At 67.9% G+C, this 24135-nt stretch carries 28 protein-coding genes; 15 read left to right on the top strand and 13 right to left on the bottom strand.

The annotated features are described in order from the left end of the window. Window positions 1-24 precede the first annotated feature (24 nt). On the bottom strand, window positions 25-846 hold the full coding sequence (locus N0B15_RS01535) for a DUF63 family protein (protein WP_263017539.1): 822 nt from the start codon (window positions 844-846) through the stop codon (window positions 25-27). Window positions 847-986: 140 nt separating this feature from the next. Between N0B15_RS01535 and deoC the strand changes: the two genes are divergently transcribed. Beyond that, entirely contained in the window at window positions 987-1622 is a 636-nt protein-coding gene (gene deoC / locus N0B15_RS01530; protein ID WP_263017538.1) for a deoxyribose-phosphate aldolase, read from the top strand. 60 nt (window positions 1623-1682) lie between these two features. Here deoC and N0B15_RS01525 read toward each other — a convergent pair whose 3' ends face one another. Continuing rightward, a complete protein-coding gene (locus N0B15_RS01525; protein ID WP_263017536.1) occupies window positions 1683-2864 on the bottom strand; it encodes an NAD-binding protein in 1182 nt (393 codons plus the stop codon). Window positions 2865-2998: 134 nt separating this feature from the next. On the opposite strand from N0B15_RS01525, the gene N0B15_RS01520 reads away from it, so the two are divergent. Genes N0B15_RS01520 through N0B15_RS01510 form a run of 3 tightly spaced genes read left to right on the top strand, consistent with a single transcriptional unit; the run spans window position 2999 to window position 5798 of the window. Next, the gene (locus N0B15_RS01520; protein ID WP_263017534.1) at window positions 2999-4261 is read left to right on the top strand and encodes a DUF8167 domain-containing protein; all 1263 of its coding nucleotides are present in this window, start codon (window positions 2999-3001) and stop codon (window positions 4259-4261) included. Beyond that, window positions 4258-5460, top strand: a complete 1203-nt coding sequence (locus N0B15_RS01515; RefSeq protein WP_263017533.1) for a TrkA C-terminal domain-containing protein — start codon at window positions 4258-4260, stop codon at window positions 5458-5460. The genes N0B15_RS01520 and N0B15_RS01515 overlap by 4 nt, the downstream gene beginning before the upstream one ends. A 56-nt stretch (window positions 5461-5516) precedes the next feature. Then, window positions 5517-5798 carry a ubiquitin-like small modifier protein 1 gene (locus N0B15_RS01510; protein WP_263017531.1) on the top strand — a complete coding sequence of 94 codons (282 nt, stop codon included), beginning with the start codon at window positions 5517-5519 and terminating at the stop codon, window positions 5796-5798. On the opposite strand, the gene N0B15_RS01505 is transcribed toward N0B15_RS01510, so the two are convergent. The 3 genes from N0B15_RS01505 to N0B15_RS01495 all read right to left on the bottom strand — a co-directional run bounded on the left by N0B15_RS01505 (window position 5795) and on the right by N0B15_RS01495 (window position 8223). Beyond that, window positions 5795-6685, bottom strand: a complete 891-nt coding sequence (locus N0B15_RS01505) for a GNAT family N-acetyltransferase (protein WP_263017530.1) — start codon at window positions 6683-6685, stop codon at window positions 5795-5797. The two genes, N0B15_RS01510 and N0B15_RS01505, sit on opposite strands and share 4 nt — an antisense overlap. Further along, window positions 6686-7933 (bottom strand): Glu-tRNA(Gln) amidotransferase subunit GatD, encoded by a 1248-nt coding sequence (gene gatD, locus N0B15_RS01500; RefSeq protein WP_263017529.1) that lies wholly within the window; start codon window positions 7931-7933, stop codon window positions 6686-6688. A 77-nt stretch (window positions 7934-8010) separates the two neighbouring features. Then, window positions 8011-8223: a hypothetical protein gene (locus tag N0B15_RS01495; protein ID WP_263017527.1), complete on the bottom strand. Its 213-nt coding sequence runs from the start codon at window positions 8221-8223 to the stop codon at window positions 8011-8013. Between the two features lie 134 nt (window positions 8224-8357). Between N0B15_RS01495 and N0B15_RS01490 the strand changes: the two genes are divergently transcribed. Then, on the top strand, window positions 8358-8936 hold the full coding sequence (locus N0B15_RS01490) for a UbiA prenyltransferase family protein (protein ID WP_263017526.1): 579 nt from the start codon (window positions 8358-8360) through the stop codon (window positions 8934-8936). A gap of 104 nt (window positions 8937-9040) precedes the next feature. Here the strand turns inward: N0B15_RS01490 and N0B15_RS01485 are convergent, their stop codons facing one another. Next, entirely contained in the window at window positions 9041-9715 is a 675-nt protein-coding gene (locus tag N0B15_RS01485; protein ID WP_263017525.1) for a metalloregulator ArsR/SmtB family transcription factor, read from the bottom strand. 95 nt (window positions 9716-9810) lie between these two features. Then, on the bottom strand, window positions 9811-10746 hold the full coding sequence (locus tag N0B15_RS01480) for a hypothetical protein (RefSeq protein WP_263017524.1): 936 nt from the start codon (window positions 10744-10746) through the stop codon (window positions 9811-9813). Window positions 10747-11175: 429 nt separating this feature from the next. On the opposite strand from N0B15_RS01480, the gene N0B15_RS01475 reads away from it, so the two are divergent. The 4 genes from N0B15_RS01475 (at window position 11176) to N0B15_RS01460 (ending at window position 14879) form a co-directional block, all read left to right on the top strand. Beyond that, window positions 11176-11553 carry a DUF5802 family protein gene (locus N0B15_RS01475; protein ID WP_263017523.1) on the top strand — a complete coding sequence of 126 codons (378 nt, stop codon included), beginning with the start codon at window positions 11176-11178 and terminating at the stop codon, window positions 11551-11553. A 134-nt stretch (window positions 11554-11687) separates the two neighbouring features. Beyond that, on the top strand, window positions 11688-12602 hold the full coding sequence (locus N0B15_RS01470) for a Vms1/Ankzf1 family peptidyl-tRNA hydrolase (RefSeq protein WP_263017560.1): 915 nt from the start codon (window positions 11688-11690) through the stop codon (window positions 12600-12602). 138 nt (window positions 12603-12740) lie between these two features. Then, window positions 12741-13529, top strand: coding sequence for a DUF7388 family protein (locus N0B15_RS01465; RefSeq protein ID WP_263017521.1), 789 nt, complete (start codon window positions 12741-12743; stop codon window positions 13527-13529). A 150-nt stretch (window positions 13530-13679) separates the two neighbouring features. Then, window positions 13680-14879 (top strand): NAD(P)/FAD-dependent oxidoreductase, encoded by a 1200-nt coding sequence (locus tag N0B15_RS01460; RefSeq protein WP_263017559.1) that lies wholly within the window; start codon window positions 13680-13682, stop codon window positions 14877-14879. Here the strand turns inward: N0B15_RS01460 and N0B15_RS01455 are convergent. Continuing rightward, entirely contained in the window at window positions 14876-15331 is a 456-nt protein-coding gene (locus tag N0B15_RS01455) for an Hsp20/alpha crystallin family protein (protein WP_263017520.1), read from the bottom strand. The genes N0B15_RS01460 and N0B15_RS01455 overlap by 4 nt on opposite strands. A 188-nt stretch (window positions 15332-15519) precedes the next feature. Next, complete coding sequence (locus N0B15_RS01450; protein WP_263017519.1) at window positions 15520-15678, bottom strand: DUF7559 family protein; 159 nt, start codon at window positions 15676-15678, stop codon at window positions 15520-15522. 123 nt (window positions 15679-15801) lie between these two features. Between N0B15_RS01450 and N0B15_RS01445 the strand changes: the two genes are divergently transcribed. Beyond that, entirely contained in the window at window positions 15802-17523 is a 1722-nt protein-coding gene (locus N0B15_RS01445; protein ID WP_263017517.1) for a radical SAM protein, read from the top strand. 87 nt (window positions 17524-17610) lie between these two features. Continuing rightward, the gene (locus N0B15_RS01440) at window positions 17611-18054 is read left to right on the top strand and encodes a TRAM domain-containing protein (RefSeq protein ID WP_263017516.1); all 444 of its coding nucleotides are present in this window, start codon (window positions 17611-17613) and stop codon (window positions 18052-18054) included. A gap of 48 nt (window positions 18055-18102) precedes the next feature. Here the strand turns inward: N0B15_RS01440 and N0B15_RS01435 are convergent, their stop codons facing one another. Both N0B15_RS01435 and N0B15_RS01430 read right to left on the bottom strand, forming a co-directional pair. Beyond that, window positions 18103-18759: a YkgJ family cysteine cluster protein gene (locus N0B15_RS01435; RefSeq protein WP_263017515.1), complete on the bottom strand. Its 657-nt coding sequence runs from the start codon at window positions 18757-18759 to the stop codon at window positions 18103-18105. A gap of 46 nt (window positions 18760-18805) precedes the next feature. Further along, window positions 18806-19084: a MarR family transcriptional regulator gene (locus N0B15_RS01430; RefSeq protein WP_263017514.1), complete on the bottom strand. Its 279-nt coding sequence runs from the start codon at window positions 19082-19084 to the stop codon at window positions 18806-18808. Between the two features lie 156 nt (window positions 19085-19240). On the opposite strand from N0B15_RS01430, the gene N0B15_RS01425 reads away from it, so the two are divergent. Continuing rightward, window positions 19241-19645, top strand: coding sequence for a PPOX class F420-dependent oxidoreductase (locus N0B15_RS01425; protein WP_263017513.1), 405 nt, complete (start codon window positions 19241-19243; stop codon window positions 19643-19645). Between the two features lie 9 nt (window positions 19646-19654). Here the strand turns inward: N0B15_RS01425 and N0B15_RS01420 are convergent, their stop codons facing one another. Next, window positions 19655-19795, bottom strand: a complete 141-nt coding sequence (locus N0B15_RS01420; RefSeq protein ID WP_263017512.1) for a hypothetical protein — start codon at window positions 19793-19795, stop codon at window positions 19655-19657. Window positions 19796-19886: 91 nt separating this feature from the next. Here N0B15_RS01420 and N0B15_RS01415 point away from each other — a divergent pair, with 91 nt between their 5' ends. After that, window positions 19887-20594 (top strand): class I SAM-dependent methyltransferase, encoded by a 708-nt coding sequence (locus N0B15_RS01415; protein ID WP_263017511.1) that lies wholly within the window; start codon window positions 19887-19889, stop codon window positions 20592-20594. A gap of 74 nt (window positions 20595-20668) precedes the next feature. Then, complete coding sequence (locus N0B15_RS01410; RefSeq protein ID WP_263017510.1) at window positions 20669-21589, top strand: glycosyltransferase family 2 protein; 921 nt, start codon at window positions 20669-20671, stop codon at window positions 21587-21589. Here N0B15_RS01410 and N0B15_RS01405 read toward each other — a convergent pair. Next, a complete protein-coding gene (locus N0B15_RS01405; RefSeq protein WP_263017509.1) occupies window positions 21586-22398 on the bottom strand; it encodes an amidohydrolase family protein in 813 nt (270 codons plus the stop codon). The genes N0B15_RS01410 and N0B15_RS01405 overlap by 4 nt on opposite strands. 173 nt (window positions 22399-22571) lie before the next feature. On the opposite strand from N0B15_RS01405, the gene thsA reads away from it, so the two are divergent. Further along, a complete protein-coding gene (gene thsA, locus N0B15_RS01400; RefSeq protein ID WP_263017557.1) occupies window positions 22572-24128 on the top strand; it encodes a thermosome subunit alpha in 1557 nt (518 codons plus the stop codon). Window positions 24129-24135: the final 7 nt, after the last annotated feature.

Here is a 24135-nt window from a genome sequence, read left to right as displayed (position 1 = left end):
ATCGTGATTCTCACTCGCGTCGTATCACGTCACGACGAACAACAGCACGTTGTGGACGCCGGGTCCGAGACCGACGGCCGCGACGAGACCGAGAATCAGTCGCGCCTGTCGCGGGCGCTCGCGGACGTACTCTTTGAACAGCGAGACGATCAGGAGGGCGAGTACCACCTTCACCAGCACGAACACCCAGCCGGCACCGATGAGGTCGGCGGTCGGGAGCTGTTCGCCCGCCTCGAGAATGTACCGCGAGAGCGGGACCTCTTCGCTCGCGCCGAGTCGGTCGTAGCCGATCGCCGTCGAGACGCCGTCGAGGGTGTGTGAGAAGACGACGAACGCACCGGTGACACCCGTAACCGCCGCGACGTCGGTGAACCACAGGCTCAGCGCGATCCACGCGACGGCAGCGACGATACCCGCGATGACGACGGAGATCACCGGCCAGAAGGGACTGAACGTCCCGGCTTCCCAGCCGAGAAACAGGGTAAACATCGCGAAGACGACGAAGAAGCCGGTGCCGCCGATGCCGACGAACCGATCGATCGAGCGCTGTAGTCCGGCCGCGTAGAGGAACGAGCCGAGAATCCAGACGAAGCCGGCGACGGCCGCCGTCGTCAGGTACACCGTCGGTGCCCCGAACAGCGGTTCGACCACCGGCGGAAACGCGTCGATTTTGTAGAGGACGTGCAGCGTCGAGCCGAGCATCATCCACGGTGCGAACGAGATCACCGTTTCGTCGGTCACCGGTGGCTCGAGCGCCCACAGGAGCGCGACGACCGCTGCCAACACCACCACCAGCGGAACGAGCATGTACCACGGTGGAAGGAGAAACCCTTCTGGCACTACCATACTCCCACTAGGCTCATACCACCGACTAACACTTTCCGGTTGTACAGGGTTCGTCAGTCACGCGTCGGACGCCCACGCAGACGGTGAGGTCGTTGCAGACGACCAGGCGCTTTTTTGACGACACACCCTGTCCCCTCTGCATGGACCGACGCGACCTCGCACCCCTGATCGACCACACCGTCCTCGGACCCGAGACGACGCCCGCCGACGTGAGCCGTCTCCTCGAGGAGGCGAACGAGTACGGCACGAACGCCTGCATCCCCCCGTGTTACGTCGAGGAAGCCGCAGACGAGTTCCCCGAGGTGACACTCGCGACGGTCGTCGGCTTCCCACACGGCCAGCACGACCACGACGTCAAACGCCGCGAGGGTGTCATCGCGTGGAAGGCGGGTGCCGACGAACTCGACGTCGTCTGTAACGTCGGCCTGCTCGAAGCCGGCGCGGACGACCGCTTCGCGCGCGAACTCGAGGAACTCGTCGCTGCCGTCCCGATTCCGGTCAAAGTCATCCTCGAGACGGCGCTGCTCGAGGAGACGGAGATCCGCCGCGCCTGCGAGGCCGCCGTCGCCGCCGACGCCGCGATGGTCAAGACCTCGACCGGCTTCGCTTCCGGCGGGGCGACCGTCGAGGACGTCGCCGTCATGAGCGAGTACCTCCCGGTGAAAGCCAGCGGCGGGATCGGCAGCTACGAGGAGGCGCTGGCGATGATCGACGCCGGGGCCGCACGCATCGGGACCTCGAGCGGCGTCGCGATTCTCGAGGGGGCACCCGAGTAGCTGCCGGGGACGCTGACATCCTCCCGTCTCTGAAGGCGAGGCTTGCGCTCGGGATTCACGTCACTCCCGCCCGAGGATGCGCTCGATCAGCGCCGACTCGTCGTTTCCGAGCGCCGAGCGCACGAGCAAGTGGCCGCCGAGGACGGCGGGGCTGACGACGGCGTCGGCACCCGCGCGCTCGAGTTTCGCCGTGTTCTCCCGGTCGGTCGCGGAGGCGACGATCCGGACGTCGGGTGCGAGTTCCCGGGCGGTCAGCACCGAGAGCGCGTCGAGGGCGTCGTCGTTCGTCGCGGTGACGACCGCCCGCGCCCTGGAGATGTTCGCCCGCTCGAGCGGGCCGTCGTCGCTCGGGTTCGCGGTCACGACGGGGACGCCGCGGTCGGTGAGTATCTCAGCGGCGTCGCGGTCTCTGGTGACGACGGCGAACGCCGCGTCGGTCGCGGCGAGTTCGTCGACGATCGGTTCGGTCAGGTCCCCGTAACCGAGGACGAGGACGTGGTTCTCGAGGGCTGCGAGTTGTGAGTCGGTCATCTTTCCGAGTGTCTTCGTAATCCGTGACTGGATCGCCGGGCCGACGAGCGCCCCGATGGCGATACCGAAACTGGCGACACCGAGGACGACGACGGACATCGTAAAGAGCATCGCCTGTTCGCTCTCGGGACCGATGTCGCCGTAGCCGACCGTACTCGAGGTGATGAGCGTGAAGTAGAAGGCCTCGAGGACGGTGTCGACGCCGTCGAACTCGTTTCTGAGGGCGTAGGCACCGACGGTGCCGTAGGTCTGGACGCCGACGAGCGCACCGCCTGCGGCCAGTTGCGTCGTCGTCAGCGAGAGCGGTTCCTGAAATCGTGTTCGGGTGAGCAACAGCGTTGGGATCGACAGCACCGAGAGGACGACCAGCGGCAGCGAGTACGGAGTCCCCTGTAAGATCCCCTGGATGGCGGTGATCGGCAGGAGGACGAACGTCGCCCACCAGCCCGCACGGAGGCCACGACGGAGCGCGAGCGCGCTCGCGACCATCAGAAAGCCCGTCAGAACGCCGGTGAAGCCAACCGCCTGCTGGACGGCCTCTGGGACGTGCGGAGCGACCGGACCGAACTCGGCATCTGTCTGCTCGATGTTGTAGATCCCGGTTGCCACCGAGAGCACGGCGACGGCGAGGGCGAAGACGACCGCTGCACGCGTCGTCACCACCCAGCGCCAGTTCTCCGGCAGCCGTGCTGTCACCCACTCGCCGACCATACACTCGCTGGGTCCGTCGAACGCTAAATCCCTTCGACTCGAGATGCGCGCCTCCGGCCGACCGTCCGTCGACCTGCCGCTCACCCGGGTTCTTCGACCGGTACTGGTTTGCCCGGCGGCCGAGACGACCCCGTATGTCATCGCTTCCGATCGAGGTCCTGCTCGGGATCTACCTCGGATTGCTCACCGGGATCGTTCCGGCGTTCGTCGCCGGTGCGCTCGGGTTCCTCGCTCGCTACTTCACGGGCGTCACCCTCCCGGGATTCGGTGTCGTCGTCCTCGCGCTCGCCATCGCCAGCGTCAACGGCGGCTTGCTCGTCCTCGCAGAGCCCGAAATCGTCCGCTCGCCCCGACTGCTCGTCGCCGTTCTCGTCGTCATCATGCTCGCCCTCTACGCCCACAGCCAGGGCGACAAACTCGGTAGCGAACTGCCAAAGCGTGTCTCGCTCACCGCCGTTCGAAAACGCACGCTCTCTGCCGACGCCGTCGAGTTCGTCGGCAGCGTCGGCCAGGTAACCGTCCGTCCCGCCGGGCCGATTCGCGACATGGAGGGCTTCCCGCCGCTCTCGCCGTCACTCCGAGAGGCGCTCGCGGCTGGCTCGTGGCGACTCCCCGCCGACCTCCCGCTCTCGGAACTCGAGCACCGCCTCGAAACACGGCTGCGAACCGACCACGACCTCGCCGACGTCGCCGTCAGTCTCGACGACCGCGGCCGGGCGACGATCACCGCCGCACCACCCTCGAGCGGTCTCTCGAAGCGGGTACCGGAGGGTTCTCGCGCCGTCACGCTCGAGACGCTCGTCCCGACGGGACTCGCCCGCGACGACACGGTCGTCCTCGAGACGCCGACGCGCTCGGTCGACGGGACGGTCCTCAGCGTCGACGCCACTCACGTGCCGTCTCGAGCGGCCGACGGTCAGGAGACAGCCGAGAACGCGCCACCCGCCGCCACACCGGCGACCGAAAGCGCGGGTGGAAGGGGGCGAGTAACCGTCGCCGTCGCCCGACGGGACGTCTCCGCGCTGCTCGAGAGCGACTCCGACCGACTCCTCGTCCGCTCCCGTGGAACGAGTCCCGCACTCGAGGCGCGCTCGCTGCTCTCGCGGACGGAGACGGTCGTCGAGCGCGTGGTGGTCGACACCCACACCCCGGTTCCGGCCGACGGTGCGGTTCGCGTCCTCGCGGTCCTGCGCACAGCGGGGTCGCCCCGCGAGCCGACGAGCGACCGCCGCCCGTGGCGGTGGCTTCGTCCGGGCCGCGGCGAGACCGGCTCCGACCGGCCGCAGACGTGGGTGTTCGCGCCGGGTATCGAACGCGCGCTCGAGGCGGGTGACGAGGTGTTCGTCGCCGGTCCCGAACGCGCCGTCGACCGGTTCGTCGCGGAGGCGTCGCGATGAGCGACCTCCTCGTCGACGCCGCGGTTCGCGTGCTCGGCTTCGCGCTGTTGGCAGGCGGTGTCGGTACCGTCTCCGCGTTCGTCTACCGCTGGTACAGTACCGACGCCCTCTCCGACGGCGTCGCCGTCTTGACGGGTCTCTCCGCCGTCGCCGTCTGGCTCAACACGAAGACCGCCCTCGGCGACGCGATCATCGGCGAGACCGCTCTGTTCGACCCGCTGACAGCCCTCTACACCGTCACCGTCTTCGTCGCGAGCGCCATCGCCGCCGACGCAGGCCGGCGCTTCGGCGACTACCTCGCTCGAGACGCTGTCGCCGCCGCGACGCCACAGACGGTCGACGAAGTCACCCAGTTCGTCCGCTCCGGCGGTCGCGTCACCGCTCTCACGCTCCCAGAGACGGTCGAGGATGTCCCCGGTTACGACCCGGTCGACGACGCTCGCAAGGCGGCGCTGGCGGGGTCGACCCTCCGCCTCCCACGGAGTGACTCTCGAGCGGAACTCGAAGAGCGCCTCGTCTCCCGGCTCGAGCGTGACTACGCCGTCGGCGTCGTCGAGGTGTCGTTCGCCGACGACGCCACCGTCTCCCGTCTGGCCGTCGGGAGCCGCCGAACGGGTCTCGGCCCGACGCTCGCCCCCGGAACCGTCGCGCTCGCCGTCGAAGCGGATCCCGCTCCCGACGCCAGCCCGGGCGACGCCGTCGAGGTGTGGCACGCGCCGAGACCGGGAGCGGCGGTGGACGACCCCGACGCGAGTGACGGGTCGCTCGCGACACCCTCCCCGGACGCCCCGGCCGACGACGCCGCCCGCCGCCTCGGAACGGCCGAGGTGCGGGCGACGGCGGGCAACGTCGCGACGCTCGCCGTCTCTCCGTCGCTCGCCGCGCGCCTCTCCGCCCGAGAACCAGTCCGACTCGTGACCCTCCCGGTCGCACCCGACGCCGGCCGCGAGTTCGTCTCGGTGCTCCGGTCTGCGAGCGAGACGGTGCTCGCGGTGACCGTCGGCGCGGACGGTGACGACCTCGCGACCGGACTCGAGGGGAGCGCCGTTGGATCGCTCCCCGTCGTCGTCCTCGGACTCGAGCGTGACGGGCGTGCCCGGCCACTGCCGGAGGAGTCGACGGTACTCGAGCACGGCGACCGCGTCTTCCTCGTGGGCCGGCCGGCCGCGATTCGTCGTCTCGCGACGGCGAGTGGGTAGCTGTCGACGGTGGGCCGAGCGGTAGCTACTTGCGCCGGGAGTCACAATCCGCGGGCATGACCCAGCAGTGGAAGCTGTTCGCCGACCTCGCCGAACTCGCCGGCGAGCGCGAGGTCACCGTCGACACCGCACCCGGCGAGACCGTCGGGGACGCCCTCGACGCGCTGCTCGCAGCTAACCCCGACCTCGAGACACGCGTCCGTGACGACGACGGGACGCTCCGCCCCGAGATCAACGTGCTCAGAAACGGCGCGGACGTCGCGAGCGAGGACGGTCTCGGGACCGAACTCGAGGCGGACGACGAACTCGCGTTGTTCCCGCCGGTCAGCGGCGGCTAGGCGTCGAGTGGATTCTCGAGGACGACCATCGCCTCTTCGGCCAGCTCACAGCCGCCGTAGGCGGCGTCGACGAGCGCCGTGGCGGTCTCGGGGAGCAGGACCCGAATCTCGTCGCCACCCCGGTCGGCGGCGTCGCGTGCGATGGCCGCGAACAGCGCCCGCGCGCTCTCTTCGTCCGTCCACGCCGCCGCGCCGTACTCGACCGTCGTCGTCGACTCGCCGTCGTCCTCGCGCTCGGTCTCCCGTACTCGCCAGGCCATCGCTCGCGTCTCGCCGTCACGCTCGACGGTGAGCACGCCCGCTTTGGTGAGGTCTGTGCGCGTGAGTTCCCGCAGCGACCACGGCGACTCCGGAGCGAGCGCCAGACCCGCGAGCGCTCCCCGGGCGTCGCTCTCGAGCCAGCACTCCCAGGCGGCGTCGGCGTCGCTCGAGACGGTGTAGCCCGCTGGCCCGCTCGCGTCCGCGTCGGGTGTCGGCTGGGCGAACCGGCAGACGGTCACCGGGTCGAAGCCGTTCGCCCGCGCGGCGGCCATCGACGCGGGATTCCACGAGAAGATCATCACGCGGCCGACCCGCGCACCTCGCTCGCGGGCCCACGCGAAGCAGGTCTCGTTGAGCCGTGCGCTCACCCCCTGCCGGCGCGCGTCGGGGTGGACGCGCATGCTCTGAAACCAGGCTTCTTCGGGCGAGAGGACGAGCGCCTGGACGATACCCACGGCCTGCCCGTCGAGTTCGGCGAGAAACGTCCGCCGTCCGGTCTCTTCGGGCGACTCGAGCCACTCGTGGTAGACCTCGGGGAGGTAGTCGCCGCCGCGGTCGTCCCAGAGGTCCGCGGTCATCTCGCGGACGGCCGCGTAATCCTCCGGCGTCGCCCGTCTGATCTCCATCTACGTCCAGGGTGCAGAGCGGCGGGTGATCTCGCCCGCGATGGAGGTCCCCATCGCCTCCTCGACGTCCTCGGCGTTCGCGAGCGCCCACATCAGCTTCACCATCGCCGTTCCCGGCAGGGTGTCCTCGGCTTCGACGACACCCGCCTCGAGCAGGTCGCGGCCGGTGTCGTAGACCCGATCACAGACCCGCCCCTCGAGACACTGGCTGGTCATGACGACCGTCGTGCCGTCTTCGACGAGTTGGGTGATCTTCGGGATCAGGTCGGTGCTGACGTGGCCGAGACCGGTCCCCTCGAGGACGAGTCCGGCCTTCCCGTCGGCGACGTCGAGGAAGGCGGGGTCCATCCCGGGGGTGAACTTCAGGAGGTCGACGTCGGTCTCGAGCGCCGACGAGATCGAGAGGTCGGTCTCGCCGCGGCGCTGGTAGTCGCCCCGGAAGGTCGCCTCGAGGCTCTCGTAGTCGATCTCGCCGAGCGGACTCGCGCCGACGGTCTCGAAGGCGTCGCGCCGGGAGGTGTGGTTCTTCCTGACGCGCGTCCCGCGGTGGAGCGCACAGGTGTCGTCGTCGTCGCTCGCGTGCATGCAGACGAGCACCTCCGCGCAGTCGCCCTTCGCGGTCTCGACGGCGCAGACGGCGTTCATGACGTTGTCCGAGGAGGGGCGGTCCGCCGAGCGCTGGCTGCCGGTGAAGACGACCGGCACGGGCGTCTCGAGGGCGAACGCGAGCGCGCTCGCGCTGTACTGCATCGTGTCGGTGCCGTGCATGACGACGACGCCGTCGGCACCCGCCTCGATCTCTTCGGCGACGGCTGCTGCGAGCTCTTGCCAGGTCTCGGGCGTCATGTTCTCGGAGAGGATGTTCGTCACGACCCGTCCCCGGTAGTTCGCCCGCCCGGCGAGGTCGGGAACCGCCCGGAGGACGTCTTCGGCGTCGAACTGGGCGGTCACCGCACCGGTGCGGTAGTCGACCGTCGAGGCGATGGTGCCGCCGGTCGAGATCAGCGAAATCGTCGGTAGCTCCTCGTCGAACTCGATCTCGGAACTCGAGCCGTCGCCGTCCTGTGCGCGCTCGACGTCGTAGACGTCCGCCTCGAGTACGTCGACGCTCGCCTCGGCGCGGTCGACGCCGACGTTGTAGCCGCCCTCGAGTTTGACGACGAGGTGGTCGTCGGTGCTCGAGGGGAGCAACACGCCCTCGTAGGTGTCGCCCGCGCGTTCGACGCGGACGCGGTCTCCTGGATTCATCTCGTCACGGAGTTCTCGGCCGTCGGACTTGAAAGCACCTCTTCGGGCGCTCACCGGCGGGACCGTTCGTCGCGTCCTCACACGCCGAAGTAGGCGCGAACGGCGTAGACGAGAAAGACCACGCCCAGCGCCGCACCGCCGACGGCGATGGTCCCGCCGAGGACGCGCATCGTGTCGGTCATGATCGTCGGGTACTCCGGCTGGGCGGTGAGGTTCGCCGTCAGCGTCCACGCGAGCCACGCGCCAGCGAGGGCGACCACCGCGAACGTCAGCGCCGCGAGCCAGGCCATGTCCCGCCTGCGACGCCGGGCGTGTAAAACGCTGTGGCCGTTTCTGCGGCGGGTGGGTCGGTCCCGTGCCGCGCTCGACTGACGGCGCGTTGACAGGGAAAGGTCCATCACCCCGGAGCGCCTCGGACTCGAGTATGAGCGACCGCTCAGACGAGGTGTCGATCGAGCGCGAGGAGGAGCCGCAATCGACGGCCGACCTCCTCGAGCAGACGGACCAGCTTCTCGGTGGCACCACACCGTCGGACTCGAGCGCGGCGGACGCGGCCGCCGACCCCGAAGCGACCGACGAGGCGACGGAAACTCGCTCGAGACGGTCGTGGCTCCCCTCGTTCGGCTCGAGCGACCGCTCGCTTCGTTCGCGTCTCTCGCCGACGAGGCACTTCTCGGTGAAGGCGTTCGTCGCAGTCGTTCTCTTGCTCGGCTTCGGGCTGTTCGTCGGGAATCTGTTCCTCCCGATCGGCGGCACGGCCGTCGGCATGTTCGCCGTCGCGTTCGCGTTCGGTCTGCTCACCTCGAAGCGTCGCTACAGCGAGGTGGTGGTCGCTGGCAGCAGCCTGGGCGGTCTCTCGGCGGTCGCCGACTACATGGTCCCGATCCTCGCCGGGCGTGGCATGGGACTGATCGCCGTCGGTGTCAGCGTCGGTCTCCTCGCCGCCGTCATCGGCTACTACTTCGGGCGCGACCTCAGAGACGGTCTCTCCCGAGAGATCTGACCACGGCCGGGGCGGCGTCGACGGCCAGTACGCGTATTTCACCGGCGGTCGCCACCGGCGCCCACCGAGCGGTCGGCCGTGGCTCGAGTAGACTGCTCGAGCGGTCAGGTCTCGCGAGTTGACTCACTAGTGGCGAGTTCCCACCCGTGGGCCGTCCGTCGGACGATGCCGCGGTCTGCGAGTTCCTCTAAAATGTCGCCGGTGATCTCGCGGGGGATGCCGACGTCGTGGCTGAGCGCGTCGACCCCCTTCGGATCGGCACGGACGCTCGCGAGGACGTCGGCGTAGACGCGGCTGTCGGGACCCGTCCCGACGCTCTCCGAGATCTGATCGAGGACGTTACAGAGTCGCCCCTGTACCCACCGCTGGGCGAGCGAGAGTTCGTTCTCGAGTTGCTCTAGGTTGTCGAGCGTCGAGAGGAGTTCGTCGAGTTCGTCGCTCTCGTCGTAGCTCACGTCGAGGGTGAGGTGACGACAGGTCGTGATGTCGAAACTGCTGTTCGAGGGGTAGGCGCTCTTGCTCGCGAAGCCGTAGGGCGAGACGTTCACCTCGAGGCGGACGTTCCTGGCGATGTGGAAGTACTTGCGTCGCTGCTCGTCGGTTCGGCTCTCGATGAGTCCGGCCTCCTCGAGTTTGCGCAAGTGCTCGATGACGGCTTTCGGACTCACGCTGAGGTACTCCGAGATTTCGGTGACGTAACAGGGTTTCCGTGCCAGCAGTCGGAGGATCCGTCTCCGGTTTTCGTTTCCGAGCAGATCCAACAACGCGGCAGAGTCCATCACCCGTGGTTAGTGATGGGCGTTGAAAAGGGTGTCTTCTCTCGAGGGAGCAGGTGTGGCGGCCACTCTCCACTCGAGGGGCCAGCGCACCTGGCTCACAGGCCGTCGTCACTGGCGTTCACGACGTTCACCGGTCCCTGACCGACAGCACCACGTTCCGGTGGTCCCGCTCCGTGGTCCCCGTCGTGTCCCGGTGGACCGTCGTGGCTGGCGTTCGCTGTCTCGTTGTCGTCTCCCGCTCCCGCGAGTCCCGGTGGACCCTCTCCCGCTCCCGCGAGTCCCGGTGGCCCGCTCGCGTTGGACGCGTTCGCGGTTCCAGAACCGGGAGTGTGCTCCCCGTCTGGACCGCCGCCAACACCTGCCGGCGGGCCGCGCTGGTCGCTCCCCTGCTGACCGAGCGCGAGTCCGGTGGCGTTCGGCGGGCCGCGCTCTGCCGTCGCGTTGGTCCCGTGCCCCGGCGGCCCTCCCGGCCGGTCGACACCCCCGAGTCGGGTCGCAATCGCGGCGACTTCCGGTCCCGAGAGTGACGACGCGTTCGACCGAAGTGTCGCCAGCGCCTCGGTGTCAGCGCCGACGGCCGCCGCTCGCGGTTCGGCGTCGTCGACTGCGCGCTCGAGTGCGTCGATTCTGATCGCGAGGCTCGTCAGCCGGGCGGTGTAGGCCGCGTCGTTCAACTCGGCTCGTCGTTCGGTCACGTCGTCGTACTCGGCTTCGAGCGCGGCGAGTCTCGACTCGAGGTGTGTCGTTCGTTCGTCGATGAGTCGCTGGCGGGTCGCGTTGTCTCCGCGGTCGTATGCGGCGGTGAACATGCGGGCGTCGACCGACTCGTCGGTGTCGGTCGCGCTCGCTTGCATGAACGCCGAAACCTCCGTCCCCATGGCCGTGGCGTTCGCCTCGGTGTGTTCTTCGGTTTCCCCCGACGCCCCCAGCGTCTCGACGAACCCACCGGCGTGTATCGCGCTCGCCACCGGTGCGAGTGTGAGCGCACCGACGAGGAACACGACAGCGATCGTGAGGCGGGTTGCTGTCATTACCTGTTTCTCTCGTCCAAATATCTTAAAAAGCCGGATCTTCGTTCGAACCGTTCACTCACCATCCCGAGACGTTCACGTCGGTTCTTTGGGTTCATCCCCGAGAAACGCCGTCGAAATTATGGTGTCACTGAAAGTCAGTGCACACCCGCTCGCGATCGTTCCGCAGAAACCGTCCTCTCAGGTCGGTCTCCGGGCGATGGCTGCGAGCGGTGTGTACATCGTCTCAATCGATACTGTCCCCGTCGAACCGGACGCCCGTTGGGTGTTCGAGGACGGTTCGAACGGTTTCTCGGCGTCGGCAGCTGCCCGGCCGGGCGTCGAGTGGTGTGCGTTCGTGCGAGCAGCCGCCTGTGAGTGGCTTGAAAGCGCTCCCCTTAAGCGGTCCGGGCAACCCTTATGTTAGCTCGAACCCTGGGTGATGGTAACATGTTCGAGGTGTTCTCGCGAAGCTACTATCTCGGGCGCCTCTACGTGACGCCGACCGACGGCGATCACGCGGTGATGCACAGCGAACAGCACGAACGCGTCAACGAGGAACTGTACACCACCGGCGAGGGCGTCGAACCGCTCGACGCCCCGCTCGTGATGAAACTCGAGTCCGCCCACTTCGCCGTCCACGGCGACGACGCGGTTCCGACGAACACGCTCGCCGTCCCCAGGGGACTCCTCGAGGGGACGTCGATCAGCAACCCACCCTCACTCGAGGAGGTGTTTCTCGCGCGCAGAGAGCGCGCCCGACAGCTACTCGGTCTCGCGGGCGGGTTGGCGGCGGCGACCGACACCGACTGGTCGGCCGGCACCTGATACTGTCGGCTGTACCGACATTTCGGTGGGCCGCACGATGGGGCGCGGTCTCCGGTACCGACGTACAGCCGACGGTATGCGCGACCCGTCGGAACCTAGAAGTGGTCGGCTCGCGCGTGTTCAGCCGAATGTCCGTGTTCGACCGGCTACTCGGTCGCGCTCCCCTCCGGGAGCGAATCGACGAACTCGAGACCGAGAACGAGCGGCTGAGACGGCGCTACGAGGCTGAATCCGACCGGCGCGCAGACGCCGTCACCGACCGCCAGCGCGTCGAAGAGCAACGCAACCGACTCGAGGACCGCCTCGCTCAACTCGAGGGCGAACTCGAACGCGCTCGCGCGAGCGACGGCGAGCGCGAGGCGTCACCGCCGGCTCGAGTCGAGCGGCTCCGGGGTAGGCGGGTCGACGAGGTGTTCGACCGCCTGTCGTCGTTCGAGACGGGTCCGGAAGGCGCGCTGACCGCGGGGATCGGCGCCGACGGCGACGTTCCCGACGCCGTCACCGAGACGCTCGGCGACGGCCGTCTGCGCCGCCGACTCGCGGAAGCCGCCCCCTGTCTGGTCTGTCTCGACGATGCGGGCGTGCTCGCCGTCGCCCTCTCGGGTCCGCTCGTTCCGACGCCGGAGCCGACCTGGAGCGACCGGTTCGCGCTCGAGCGCTCCTGGGTCCGTCCGAGCGGCCGGTACACGCTGGCGCTCGTTCGCGCGGATCTCTTCGCGCTCGGCATCTACGAGGGTGACGAGCGCGTCGCCTACCGCGGCTTCGAGAGCGAGGTCAAAGGCAGCCACTCGAAGGGTGGCTTCTCCCAGGCGCGCTTCGAGCGCCGCCGCGAGGAACAGATCGACGCCCACCTCGAGCGGTGTCGGGAGGCACTCGAGGAACGCGCAGCAGAGCGGCTCTACCTCGTCGGCGGGACCGACCTCGTCGACCAACTCGCCGCGGACCTCGCGCCGGACGCCGTCGCGACCGTCGACGCGACCGGCGCACCGAAATCCGCACTCGAGGACGCGTTCGCCGACTTCTGGTCGGTGCGGCTGACCGCGCTCTGACGTCGCCCACGAGACCCACTCCCGCCGACCACGCGGCGGAAGCGCCAGCTTTTTCCACACCGACCGCAAGCGGAGTGATAACACACGGGGTGCGCCTCGTCGGGAACCGACGGCCGCGCTCGCCCGTCCCTCGAGACGATGCTAGAGTCACCACCCACCGACGGCGCGTCGGCCGTCGTCGGTCTCGACGCGCTGGCGCTGAAGCCCACCGAGTGTGTCCTCACGCGCGCGGCGGACGCTCCGGTCGCGACGCTGGCGGTCGACTACGAGGGACCCGAACACGTCCCCGACGCGTCGACGCTCGAGACGCTGGCGCGTGCACACACCGTCCGCCTGACGGTCCCGGTACGCGCCGACGGCTTCGACCCACTCGGCGACAACTCCACACTCGAGGCGCTGCCCGCGTCGGTCGAGTGCGTCTTCGTCGCTGGCCACCCGTCGTACCTGCGCACCGATGAACGCCGGCGCGCGGTCGCACCCAGACTCGCCGCGGCCCTCGAGTACGACCCGAACGGCTGGGTGGGCACCGAGGGCATCGAGCGCGTCGCCCTCGCCACCGGCGCGACCCAGTACGAGTTACTCACGCGGACGACTCGGCGCGACCTGCGCGCCCTCCGGAGCGCCGGCTTCGACGCCGACGTCGCCATCTACGCACCGACGGTCCGCTCGAGTGACCCCGACACCGTCCTCGACGCGGTCGGCGCGTACGTCGCTCGCCGCCGGCCCGTCGCCGAGACGCTCACCGCCGACGCGCCGGTCGACGCCACGGCGAGCGGCCGCACGCGCGAGGTGTTACTCGAGGCGGCGCGCGAGTACGCCCTCGTCGGTACCGACGACGAGATTCGTGCGGACGTCGCGGCGCTCAAAGCCGCCGGGGCGACGACGGTCGTCGGCTATCCCGCCTGTGGACTCGCCTCGTTCCTCTGAGCCGACCGCGTCGGACGGACGGCTGACGCTTTAAGTAATCGCCGTACGCAGAGACTCCCATGAGAGACAGCCGTGCGGTCGGTGACCGACTCGCCCGTCCCGGAGACGAGTATCGAAGGAAGCGCCCTCGAGCGTGCGGAGGTCTCGGCGATGTCTGACCCGTTGCTGGCCGACGAGGTGCGTATCGACACGACGGGATCGCTCGAGGTGGCCGTCGTCGGCGCTGGCGCAGTCGGCACGACGGCGGCCTACGACCTCGCACGGCGGGGAGCGACGGTCACGCTCTACGACCGCGGTGGCGTCGCGAGCGGTGCGAGCGGGCGGGCGGCGGGGGTGTGCTACGACGCCTTCGCGGACGAGCGCGACGCCGACATCGCCGGTGAAGCGATCGAACGCCTGCGCAGGCTCGCCGGCGACGAGACGTTCCCGTTCGTCGAGTGTCCCTACGTCTGGTTCGCGCGCGAGGGCGACGACCGGAGCGCCGGCGCAATCTCCGACCACCTCCCACGCATGCAGGCCGCCGGCGTGATCGCCCTCGAGATGGACGCCGAGGCGCTCGGAGACCGATTTCCCTCGCTTCGAACCGACGACGTCGCGGTCGCCGGCGTCGCGGGTGCGGCGGGCTACACCGACCCCGCGGCGTACACGGCCTGTCTCGCGGCGGCGGCCACCGGCGCCGGGGCAACACTCGAGACACAGACGCCGGTCGAGGTGCGAAGCGATCCGCCGCGCATCGTCGACGGCGGGCGCGAGCGGACGTTCGACGCGGTTCTCGTCACCGCGGGTGCACACACCACCCGTCTGCTCGAGGACGCCGGACTCGCGCTCGCGATGAAGCCCTACCGCGTGCAGGCGGCCGTGCTCGCGCTCGAGGGCGCGGGCGTCGACGAGCCGATGTGGTACGACGCGACCGACGAGCTGTACCTCAGACCGCATCCCGAGGGCGTGCTCGCGGGCAACGGCACCGAAACGGTCGAGGCGGATCCGGAGGCGTACGACCGCGACGCCGACGAGGGGTTCGCCCGCGAGATTCGCTCGCGCGTCGCTCACCGTCTGCCGGCCGTCGACGCTGCCCCCGCCGCCGACGACCGGGCGTGGGCGGGTCTCTGTACGGCGACACCGGACGGCGACCCGCTGGTCGGCGAACTCGAAGAGGGCATCTACGTCGCGACCGGCTTTCACGGCCACGGGTTCATGCGCGCACCGGCGTTCGGTGAGCGGGTCGCGACGCAGATACTCGCCGACGGCGGTCTCGGAGACCGCTCGAGCGATGGGCTCGACGGCTTCGATCCGGCCAGGTTCCGCGGCGACGAGTCGTTCGAAATCGTCGAAGGACTCGTGATCGACTAGTCGTCGACGGTGACTTCCGCGTCTTCGGACTCGCTCTCCTCGTCGACCGGCTCCACTCGCTCCTCGTCGTCGACCGGTTCGCCCTTCGGAATCTCGATGTTGAGCGTTCCGACGTCGGTCAGGCGTGCGGTCGCGGCGTCGGGGTCGACGAGCGCGTCCGCCGGCAGGTCGACGTCACCGCCGAGGGCCATGCCGCGGCCGGGGAAGGTCATCTCGAACCCCTCGTAGAACGGGCGGAACCGGTCGATCTGTACCTTCACGTTGCCGTCGAGGTAGCGCACCTGGATGTCCTCGGTCGTGACGCCCGGCGCGTCGAAGACGACGAGGTAGCCGTCGTCACTCTCGAGGACGTCGACGGGGACGGAACGGTACTCCTGTACGTGGCTGTTCGCACGCCCGACCTGGCGGTAGAGCGTGCTCCCGATCGACTCGCGGACGTCTTTGAAGCTCATTGGATCTCACTCAGGGTGGCAGCGGATTCGCACCGGTAGACGCAAACGTAACCGAAACCGCGGAAATACTTTCGAAAAACGCGGGAAACCGTGGATCGAACCATTGCCTTCTCCCCTCTACGACGGCTACCTTCTTATTGTTTTTGATGCGAACTAAATAAATGTCTGACGCGAACCGTTCGAGTCGTTCAGAGGACGAGTTCCTCGAGCGGATCCGTCTCGCCGCAGTAGGGACACGAGAAGTCCTCGACGGTCGTCTCGTCGGGCATCTCGTAGGTGTAGTGAAGTTCGAACATGTCGAGCGTACACTCCTCGTTCGTACAGGTGACCTCGAGCGTCGCGGGCATACACTCGTCTACCCGTGCCGGCGGTATCAACGCACGGGTTGCGGCGGATCGCTCCGTCGGCCGCGTGCGTCGGCTCACGGCGGGTAGTCACCGTTTTATCGCTCGAGCGGCTACGCCCGAGCCATGACCGACCCCGCGACGCTCACCGTGACGCTCGTCGACGGCTACGTCGACGAACCCGCACACTTCGGGGTCCCGCCGTACGTCTCGACGTACCCGCGCTACACCGCCGGTGCGCTCGTCGACGCCGGCGTCTCGCCGTCGAACATCACCTACCACACCATCGACGCGCTGCGCGACGACCCTGCCCGCTGGCGCGACGTCGACGAGACCGACCTGTTGCTCTACCTCGGCGGGATGACCGTCCCCGGCAAGTACGTCGGCGGGACGCCCGCCGAACCGGACGAGGTGCGAAAGCTGGCCTGGACGGCCAGCGGCACCACGCTGATGGGCGGGCCGATCAAGTTCGGCGTCGGCGAGACCAACGAGGGGGCGACCGAGACGGCCCGTCGCGATCTCGACTTCGACTTCGTCGCGAAGGGAGACGTCGAGGCCGCCGCCTACGACCTCGTCGAGAGCGGACTCGAGGGCTTCTCGAACCGGATGCGCGACGTCTCGGAGGTGAGCCGCTGGGCGCGGGCGGGGGCGTTCGTCGTCGAACAGCACCCGAACCACCCCGACCACCTCATCTGCGAACTCGAGACCTCCCGAGGCTGTGCCTACCGCTGTTCGTTCTGTACGGAACCGCTCTACGGCAACCCGTCGTTCAGGCCGCCGGCGTCAGTCGTCGACGAGGTCGACGCGCTCTCGGCTCACGGTGTGAAACACTTCCGCATCGGCCGCCAGGCGGACATCCTCGCCTACGGCGGCGACGGCGAGGCGCCGAACCCCGACGCGCTCCGCGAGCTCTACGGCGGCATTCGCGCGGTCGCGCCCGACCTCGAGACGCTCCACCTCGACAATATGAACCCGATCACGGTCGTCCGCTGGCCCGAGGCGTCTCGGGAGGGCATCCGGATCATCGCCGAGCACAACACCCCCGGCGACACCGCGGCGTTCGGTCTCGAGTCGGCCGACCCGCTGGTCCAGGAGCAGAACAACCTCAACGTGAGCGCCGAGGAGTGTTTCGAGGCGGTCAGAATCGTCAACGAGGAGGCGGGCTGGCGACCCGACGGCGAGCCCCGACGGCTGCCGAAACTGCTCCCGGGCATCAACCTGTTACACGGTCTCCAGGGCGAGCGCGAGGAGACCTACGAGCACAACCGGCGCTTCCTCGAGCGCGTCTACGAGGCGGGTTACATGCTCCGGCGGATCAACATCCGGCAGGTGATGGCCTTCGCCGGCACCGAGATGTCAGAGACCGGCGCGTCGATCGCTCACGAGCACAAGCCGCTGTTCAAACGCTACAAACGCCGGATTCGTGAGGAGATCGACCGCCCGATGCTCGAGCGCGTCACCCCGCCGGGAACCGTCCTCGAGAACGTCTTCCTCGAGTACCACAGCGACGGGATGACCTTCGGTCGCCAGCTCGGCACCTACCCGCTGCTGGTCGCGGTGCCCGGCGAGCGCGACCTCGGACGAGCCATCGACGTCGCCGTCGTCGACCACGGCTACCGGTCGGTGACCGGCGTTCCGTACCCGCTCGATCTGAACGCGGCGTCGCTCGCAGAACTCGAGACGGTGCCGGGAATCGGCCGCCGTCGCGCGGGCGACATCGTCGTCAACCGGCCGTACGACTCGCTCGCCGACGTCGAGGCGGCAGTCGACATCGACCTGCGCGGTGAGTCGGCCAGCGTCGACCTCAGCCGTGTCGCGAGCGCGGGCGAATCGCCACGAGCGGACTGAGAGAGCGTCCGCAGGGGCAGATTTCTTCGCCTCGGTCGGTAGTTCTATTACGAATGGGCCGCCAGACAGAGAACAGAGGGTCTAACTGTGGAAATATCTGATAAACTCCTGTGTCTGTTCAGTACGGACATCACGGTCGAGGACGACCGATACGTCATCGAACTCCCGAAACAAGAGGTCGAAACCGGCGATATCGATCTCGAGGAGGTCTATCGCGTCGCACTCATCTCTCGTGGCCGTTCGACTGATGGAACCGCTTCGACGACTACCTCGACGAGTAGTACACACTCGAGTTCCTCGAGTGCGCGCTCGAGTCCGCCGTCTTCGGAGCCCCAGCCACCGGTCGAGGTCGGCGAGACGCGCTACGTCGAGATCGAAGACATCGGCAAGCAGGGCGACGGTATCGCCCGCGTCGAGCGCGGGTACGTCATCATCGTCCCCGGCGCGGAGGTCGGCGAACGCGTCAAAGTCGAGGTGTCGGAAGTGAAGTCGAACTTCGCCGTCGGCGAGATCATCGAAGAGACCTTTTGAGCGGGTTCCGAGCGCCGTCGGCCGCTCGCGTGGGACCGGCGCGCTCGATCACTGCTCGAGCGGCCGCCCGTCTCCGTCTTTCGCCCCTTCCGAGTCGTGGACGACGACCTCGCCGGGGCGGGGTGTCGGCTCGTAGCGCTCGCCGAGTGCAATCGCCTCCTCGAGTTCGCGAACGGCGCGTTCTTTCAGCGTCCGGGCCAGTTCGCGGGCGTCCTCGCGGGAGATGTCTCGGCCGAGTCCCTCACACTCGTGTGCGCGGACGATGCCGCGTTCGTCGACGGCGTCGCCGAGTGGCTGGCTGGTTCCCTCGAGTGCGACGCTGAACGGGTAGGTCTGACAGATCAGCGGCCGGGTGTCGTGGACGGTACACGCGCCGACGCCGTCGTGTTCCTCGTAAAACGTACAGTCGCCACAGGCGTCGGTCTCGAGCGCCCACTCGAAGGTCTCTCCCTCGAGCGTGCCGTCCGCCCGCTCGGCGAGTCCGTACGGCATCGGGCGGGCGACGTCGCGCCACTCGTGGCCGGTCGCTCCGGTGATCGTCCGTACTTCGTCGGGGAAGACCGTCGCGGTGTGGGGGTCGCCGTCCTCGCGCGTACAGCACGCGCCACAGCGGGTACACTCGAAGCCGATCGAGTCGATGGCGTCGGCGAGTTCTTCGACATCGAGTTCGCGGGCGCGTGCGAGGTCGTCTTCGAGTGTGGACACGTCTCTGCTGAGACCGTCGACGGAGAAAAGCCCGACGCTCGCCGCGTCAGCGAAGCAGGTAGTAGACTTGTTTTCTGGCGTCGCGGAAGCTGTAGCGGGAGCCGACGAGGTCGACGTCCTCGAGGCGGTTGAGTGCGTAGCGGACGGTGCGGTCGGGCAGCAGCGACTCCTCGGCGAGCTGGCCCTGTGAGAGCGGGGCGTCCGACTCGAGGACTTTCGCGACGAGTTTCGCACTCGGCGGCAGTTCGCGGAGTCGGTCGCGGTACTCGGTCTCTGAGAGGAGTTCTTCGGTCGCGCTCGGGTCGTCGACGGTACTCGTGCTCATATCACCTCCAGTGCAATGGCTGTTGGTAAAGTTTCCCTATATGTGGATACCTACAATCTTGCTTATAATAGGGACATATGTAGCATATATATTCACCCGAACATTGCCAACGGCTAGAGGGTGTACTACTATACGTCGCGGCTTCGAGTCGCCGGTATGGAAGCGATCCCTGCGGCGTTTCACGACCTGTTCGAGAGCGATGCGCTCGCGCACTTCGCGACAGTCATGCCCGACGGGACGCCGCAGGTGACGCCGGTCTGGGTCGGCGTAGACGAGGAGGGCCACCTCCTGGTGAACACCGCACGTGGGCGACAGAAAGAGCGCAACGTCGAGCGAGAGTCGTCGGTGGGGGTTTCGATGGTCGACCCGGAGAACCCGTACCGCTACCTCTCTGTGCGGGGGACGGTCGTCGAGGTGACGACCGAGGGGGCGGTCGAACACATCGACAGCCTCGCGAAGCGGTACATGGGTGTCGAGACGTATCCGTACCACGACGATGACGAGGGCGAGCGCGTGATCCTCCGGATTCGGCCGGACCGTGTCGTCGCCGACGGCGGGTGACCGTCTCAGTTAGCGCCGAACTCCCGGCTCGCGGTAGGTCCCCATGACGGTGTGACACTCGGGGCAGTGGACGAACAGGAGGTCCGCGGCCTCGTGGCGGACGAGTTCGTCGGCGGCAGGCGTCGCTCCACAGCGAGTACATCGTGCCATACTGTGGTCTATGCTACCACTGCCCAAAAGGATGCGTCCCGACCTGAGTCCAGTATCTCTTTATTCCCGGGGTGGCGTAGTTTCGCCCAGTGTGAAAGGACAGGAGTGGTACCAGGCCGACGACGTCGCAGAGGAGTACGACGACAAGCGCTTCTCCCGGGGCGGGCAACTGATCGACAGACGGGAGAAGACCGCCGTCCTCGAGGCACTCGCGCCTCTCGATGACCGTCGTGTCCTCGAAATCGCCTGTGGTACCGGGCGATTTACGACGATGATGGCCGACCGCGGTGCGGACGTCGTCGGTCTCGACATCTCGTCGGCGATGTTACAGCAAGGCCGAGCGAAGGCAGTACAGATGGACGTCGCGGACCGCCTCGAGTTTCTCAGAGGTGACGCGGGACGGTTACCGTTTCCGGACGACCACTTCGATACGGTCGTCGCGATGCGCTTTTTCCACCTCGCGGACGACCCGGAGTCGTTCCTCCGGGAGATGCGCCGCGTCTCGCGCGAACAGATCGTCTTCGATACGTTCAACCGGTTCAGCGCGCGCAGCGTCTACAACTGGGCGCTGCCGATGGGATCGCGACTGTACTCGAAGAGCGAGGTCGCCGTCTTGCTGGCGAAGACCGACCTGACGCTGAGGGGCGTCGAGGACGACTTCATCGTTCCGTACGGTCTCTACCGGTCGATGCCGAACGTGCTCGCCGAACCGATCCGGACGGTCGACCGCGCCGTCGGGTCGCTCTCGGCCGCCGATCACCTCGCGTCGGTCTCGTACTGGAATACGAAGGTCCGGTAGACGACTCGCTCTCACCCCACTTCGTCAGCGACGAACCCGGCCAATTTTTACCTCCCGGCGAACCTATTACAGGCATGACGCTCGCGCTCTCGGTGGTCGTTTCGACGCTGAACGACCGAGAGCAGTTGCTCTCCTCTCTCGATGCGCTCTCTAACTGTCTCCCTGCGACGGCAGAGATTATCGTCGTCAACGGGCCGTCTTCCGACGGGACGACCGGCGCGGTCAGAGACCGTGAGGACGTCGACGTGCTCGTCGAACTCTCCGAGCGGAACCCGAACGTCTCGAGGAACGCCGGTCTCGCGGTCTCGACCGGTGACGTGGTCGCGTTCCTCGGTGACCGCTACCGCGTCTCGCCGTCGTGGTACGACGCCATCGAGACTGCCATCGCGAGCGGCGGCGACGTCGTCACCGGTCCCGTCCTCGGAGGCGACGGTCCGACGGCCGACACGAGGCGGGCGAACACCGTCGCTGGACGGACGGTGACCCACTTCGACGGGAACAACGTCGCGTTCGACCGGACGGTTCTCGAGGCGCTCGACGGCTTCGACGAGTACCTCGTCGTCGGCGGCGACCGCGACTGTGCACACCGGGTCGGTGCGCTCGGCTTCGACGTCATCTGGAGCGGAGAGATGGCCACGCGCGACGAAATCGGCACCGACGGCGGCCACTCACAGAGCGAGTGGGGCGAGCGCTATCAGTCGCTCGCCTACCGGCTGGCGAAGAATTACGGGCCGCGCCCGACCGTCGTCGGCCGCACCGTCTTCAGTGCGGTTCGGGACGGGTACGCGAACGCCCGCACCGTCGCGAGCGGCGACGAGACGCCGACCGGCTGGTTCGGCGACGGCGTCACCGTGCTCTCGAGTACCGGACGCGGTCTCACGGACGGTCTTCGCGCCCGCTTCGCCGACCGGACGCGGCGTCGAAATCCGAACGGCCTCTCGACGCGACACGACCGTGCGGTCCGGGTGTACGACCGGCGGGACAGCGAGCGTTAGTCGGGCGCGAGCGCGCCGACCACGCGACAGGCGTTCTTCGAGAACGCCCGCCAGAGTTTGTCTTCGGAGACGTCGAGGGTAAGAATCTCCATCACGGCGACGTTCGGGTGACACGCCGGCGCACCGCTGCCGAAGAGCACCCGGTCCGGGTGTTCTAAGAGTGCCCGCTCGAGGACGTCGCGGTAGCGGACGGCACTCGTGTCGAGGTAACACTCGTCGTAGGAGTCGAGCAGGTCGATCATCTCGTGCATCGACTCGCGTGCCAGCGGATGGCCGCCGAAGTGGGCGACGATGACGGGGAGCGACCGCTCGAGGAGCGTCTCGGCGAGCACCGGCGGTGGGGCCCCGACGCCGCCGCGGACCACCAGTGGCAGACCGACGTCCTCGAGTCGGTCGAGGACGGCTTCGTCGGGAAACCCGTCGGCGATCGGATCGAGCGTGAAGCCGTAGAAGCGGTCGTCGTAGGCGTACTGTTCGATGTCGTCGGGCGTCGTATGCCACTCTTTGCGCCGGCTGACGGCGTTTCGAAACCGTCCCGTCGCGGTGGTGGTCGCTGCGTCGGCACCGTTGATCCGTGCGAAGGCGACGAACGGCCGTTCGACGCTCAGGCGGGCGACGCCGTTGTTCGCCGCGACGTAGCTCCGTCCCGGAGTCGTCCCCGGGAAGACCACGGCTTTCACGATGCCCGCCTGGTGCATCTCGCGCTCGAGCCGGTCGGGCGAAATCGTCCGCCCGCGCGTGCTGACGGCGTCCGGCGTGAGCTGTGTGTGGACGTCGACCACCCGGAAGCCGTGCTCTAGCTCGAGCATTCGGAGGGAGATTCTTACTCGACCCATATTGTGCTACCGGTCGGGGGGGCTCTCCCGTGTGTAGTCCGTTCACACGGACAATCGCCAGAGGGGAGCGAGGTGGTAGGGAAAGAATTATATAGAAGTGCTAACGATACGTTAGTGAGGATCTACACATGGCACAACAGCGACGCATGGGCGGACAGCCCCTGTTCATTCTGAGCGAAGACAGCCAGCGAACACAGGGCCGAGACGCGCAGTCGTCGAACATCATGGCCGGGAAGGCGGTCGCGGAGGCCGTTCGGACGACCCTCGGTCCCCGAGGTATGGACAAGATGCTCGTCACCACGAGCGGTGACGTGATGATCACGAACGACGGGGCGTCGATCCTCCGCCAGATGGATATCGAACACCCTGCCGCACAGATGATCGTCGAGGTCGCCGAGTCCCAGGAGGACGAGGTCGGCGACGGGACGACGACGGCAGCGGTAATCGCGGGCAACCTCCTCGCCGAGGCCGAAGACCTCATCGAGCAGGACGTCCACGCGACGACGATCGTCGAAGGCTACCACGAAGCCGCACGTATCGCCCTCGAGGCCATCGACGAGCAGGTACTCGAGATCGACGTCGACGACGACATCCTCGCCCAGGTCGCCGAATCGAGCATGACCGGGAAGGGGACCGGGAACCTCTCGCCCGACGTACTCGCCGAGACGGTCGTCGAGACGGTCCGCCGTGTCGACAGCGAGGATGGCGTCAAGCGCGACGACATCCACGTCCACGCACAGGTCGGGGCCTCCTCGTCGGCGACCGAGTTGATCGAGGGAATCGTCCTCGAGGAGGAACCGCTCCACGACGAGATGCCCACGACGATCGAGGACGCGAACATCGCGATCATCGACGTCGACCTGGGTGTCCGCACCGGTGATATCGACGCCGAGTACTCGATCGAGTCGATCGATCAGCTCAACGCCGCGATCGACGCCGAGACGAGTGAACTCCGCGAGACCGCCCAGACCGTCGTCGACTCCGGCGTCGACGTGCTGTTCACGACCAAAGACATCGACGACCGCATCGCGGCGGTGCTCGCCGACGAAGGCATCCTCGCCTTCGAGGTCAAGAACCGGGGTGCCCGCCAGGTCGCCGGTGCCACCGGTGCCGCACGCGTCGGCGCCGTCGCCGACCTCTCCGAGGAGGACTTCGGCCAGGCCGACCGCGTCCGCACCGAGACCTACGGCGACGACGACCTCGTCTTCGTCGAGGGCGGTGCGACCGCCGAAGCCGTCACGCTCTTCATCCGTGGCGGAACCGAACACTTCATCAACGAACTCAACCGGACGCTCAAAGACGCCCTCGACGTCGTCACCGCGGCGCTCGACTCCGGCGAGGTCGTTCCCGGCGCTGGTGCCACGGAGATCGCGATCGCCGACCGCATCCGCTCTGCAGCTGCCGGTATCGAGGGGCGGAAACAGCTCGCCGTCACGGCGTTCGCCGACGCCCTCGACGTCGTCCCCCGCACCCTCGCCGCCAACACCGGTACGGACCCGATCGACGCCCTCGTCGACCTGCGTGCCGCTCACGAGACCGACGGCCGCGCCGGTCTCGTCACCGACGGTGAGAGCGTCACCGTCGCCGACCCGATCGAACTCGGCGTCGTCGACCCCGCAGACGTCAAACGTGAGGCGATCGAGAGCGCCACCGAGGCCGCGACCATGATCGTCCGTATCGACGACGTCATCGCCGCCGAGTAAGCGACGC

The organism is Natronobiforma cellulositropha, from assembly GCF_025629245.1.
GTDB lineage: Archaea > Halobacteriota > Halobacteria > Halobacteriales > Natrialbaceae > Natronobiforma > Natronobiforma cellulositropha.
Note: the sequence above shows the minus strand (reverse complement) of the source record. Positions and strands in the feature narration are given on the sequence as shown.

Excerpts from the sequence above, each read along its gene's own strand:
- N0B15_RS01535 (WP_263017539.1), bottom strand. The coding sequence starts at position 846 with ATGGTAGTGCCAGAAGGGTTTCTCCTTCCACCGTGGTACATGCTCGTT.
- deoC (WP_263017538.1), top strand. The coding sequence starts at position 987 with ATGGACCGACGCGACCTCGCACCCCTGATCGACCACACCGTCCTCGGA.
- N0B15_RS01525 (WP_263017536.1), bottom strand. The coding sequence starts at position 2,864 with ATGGTCGGCGAGTGGGTGACAGCACGGCTGCCGGAGAACTGGCGCTGG.
- N0B15_RS01520 (WP_263017534.1), top strand. The coding sequence starts at position 2,999 with ATGTCATCGCTTCCGATCGAGGTCCTGCTCGGGATCTACCTCGGATTG.
- N0B15_RS01515 (WP_263017533.1), top strand. The coding sequence starts at position 4,258 with ATGAGCGACCTCCTCGTCGACGCCGCGGTTCGCGTGCTCGGCTTCGCG.
- N0B15_RS01510 (WP_263017531.1), top strand. The coding sequence starts at position 5,517 with ATGACCCAGCAGTGGAAGCTGTTCGCCGACCTCGCCGAACTCGCCGGC.
- N0B15_RS01505 (WP_263017530.1), bottom strand. The coding sequence starts at position 6,685 with ATGGAGATCAGACGGGCGACGCCGGAGGATTACGCGGCCGTCCGCGAG.
- gatD (WP_263017529.1), bottom strand. The coding sequence starts at position 7,933 with ATGAATCCAGGAGACCGCGTCCGCGTCGAACGCGCGGGCGACACCTAC.
- N0B15_RS01495 (WP_263017527.1), bottom strand. The coding sequence starts at position 8,223 with ATGGCCTGGCTCGCGGCGCTGACGTTCGCGGTGGTCGCCCTCGCTGGC.
- N0B15_RS01490 (WP_263017526.1), top strand. The coding sequence starts at position 8,358 with ATGAGCGACCGCTCAGACGAGGTGTCGATCGAGCGCGAGGAGGAGCCG.
- N0B15_RS01485 (WP_263017525.1), bottom strand. The coding sequence starts at position 9,715 with ATGGACTCTGCCGCGTTGTTGGATCTGCTCGGAAACGAAAACCGGAGA.
- N0B15_RS01480 (WP_263017524.1), bottom strand. The coding sequence starts at position 10,746 with ATGACAGCAACCCGCCTCACGATCGCTGTCGTGTTCCTCGTCGGTGCG.
- N0B15_RS01475 (WP_263017523.1), top strand. The coding sequence starts at position 11,176 with ATGTTCGAGGTGTTCTCGCGAAGCTACTATCTCGGGCGCCTCTACGTG.
- N0B15_RS01465 (WP_263017521.1), top strand. The coding sequence starts at position 12,741 with ATGCTAGAGTCACCACCCACCGACGGCGCGTCGGCCGTCGTCGGTCTC.
- N0B15_RS01460 (WP_263017559.1), top strand. The coding sequence starts at position 13,680 with ATGTCTGACCCGTTGCTGGCCGACGAGGTGCGTATCGACACGACGGGA.
- N0B15_RS01455 (WP_263017520.1), bottom strand. The coding sequence starts at position 15,331 with ATGAGCTTCAAAGACGTCCGCGAGTCGATCGGGAGCACGCTCTACCGC.
- N0B15_RS01450 (WP_263017519.1), bottom strand. The coding sequence starts at position 15,678 with ATGCCCGCGACGCTCGAGGTCACCTGTACGAACGAGGAGTGTACGCTC.
- N0B15_RS01445 (WP_263017517.1), top strand. The coding sequence starts at position 15,802 with ATGACCGACCCCGCGACGCTCACCGTGACGCTCGTCGACGGCTACGTC.
- N0B15_RS01430 (WP_263017514.1), bottom strand. The coding sequence starts at position 19,084 with ATGAGCACGAGTACCGTCGACGACCCGAGCGCGACCGAAGAACTCCTC.
- N0B15_RS01425 (WP_263017513.1), top strand. The coding sequence starts at position 19,241 with ATGGAAGCGATCCCTGCGGCGTTTCACGACCTGTTCGAGAGCGATGCG.
- N0B15_RS01420 (WP_263017512.1), bottom strand. The coding sequence starts at position 19,795 with ATGGCACGATGTACTCGCTGTGGAGCGACGCCTGCCGCCGACGAACTC.
- N0B15_RS01410 (WP_263017510.1), top strand. The coding sequence starts at position 20,669 with ATGACGCTCGCGCTCTCGGTGGTCGTTTCGACGCTGAACGACCGAGAG.
- N0B15_RS01405 (WP_263017509.1), bottom strand. The coding sequence starts at position 22,398 with ATGCTCGAGCTAGAGCACGGCTTCCGGGTGGTCGACGTCCACACACAG.
- thsA (WP_263017557.1), top strand. The coding sequence starts at position 22,572 with ATGGGCGGACAGCCCCTGTTCATTCTGAGCGAAGACAGCCAGCGAACA.